General features: G+C 46.1%; 1 protein-coding gene. It reads right to left on the bottom strand.

The window, feature by feature from the left end:
- The coding region (locus tag R7Z41_RS24345) for a glycoside-pentoside-hexuronide (GPH):cation symporter (RefSeq protein WP_318141685.1) at positions 1-939 on the bottom strand (939 nt) is incomplete at its 3' end.
- Positions 940-1,070: the final 131 nt, after the last annotated feature.

Genomic DNA, 1,070 nt, shown 5'->3' with positions numbered 1-1,070 from the left:
CACCGCCCACAGCACCATGCCAGCCAGATAAACCTGTTTTTTACCAAAACATTTTACAGTTAATGGCACCAGTAATACGCCGATTAGCATGCATCCCATACTTACGAATCCCCTCCACGACAATAAATTAATATCATTCAGCACATACTGGGTGTAATAGACCTGAATCGCCAGTTTGATATTAAATGCCGCCAGGGTACACAAGTTAGCAATGCATAAAACCAGCAATGGCGGATTCCGAAATATCGCGCAAAAAGATTTGAGAATACTGGCTTTATGTCCGGTTGGTGCTGTGTCCACATAATGCTCTTTGACGCCTCTGTAGCACAGCATCATAAAAATAAAGCCGCCAATGGAGAACATAAGTGCCGCACAGGCATAACCGACGGTTGAGTCAGAAAAAAGCGACTGCAACGGAATAAACGCCACGGTACAAATCAATAGCCCTATGGTTGCACCACCCTGGCGGTAAGCCGCGAGCTGCGCGCGCTCATTCGGGTTTTTGGTAATTGCCGGGATCATCGCACCATACGAGCAGTTCATCAGACTGTATGAAAGCCCAAACATCATAAACAGCGCCGTGGCAATCGTCGTTTTAACCGGCAAACTAAAAGTGGTGGCGATAAACTGGAGCGTTGCAATTAACGCCGCCGGAACCGCTGCATATAAAATAAAGGGACGAAATTTGCCTTTAGGCCCAATATTTTTCCGCGAGTCGAGTAAAAATCCGGTGAGCATATCGGTAAACGCGGTAAAAAACTTCGCCACCAGAAAGATAATCCCGCCATAGTAAGCAGGCATCCCTAATTCATCGGTATAAAATTTGAGGAGATACAGAGTACCGATGCAGAGCATTAAATTCGAACCGACGTCGCCCATACCATAGGCGATTTTTTCCCGCAGATTCAGTTTTAATGTCAGTGGATTATGGTCAGACATAATCACTCCTTATAACGCCCCGCAGGGCGTCGTTTATTATTACGCCGTGCGTTTACGGGCTTCTATTTCTTCAACAATGCGGACATACATCTTTTCGTTCAGGCTGTAGAAGCAGCACATCGCTACAATGG

The organism is Vibrio sp. 1457 (assembly GCF_033340195.1).
Taxonomy (GTDB): domain Bacteria; phylum Pseudomonadota; class Gammaproteobacteria; order Enterobacterales; family Vibrionaceae; genus Vibrio; species Vibrio alginolyticus.
This window is presented reverse-complemented; position numbering and strand designations above follow the sequence as displayed.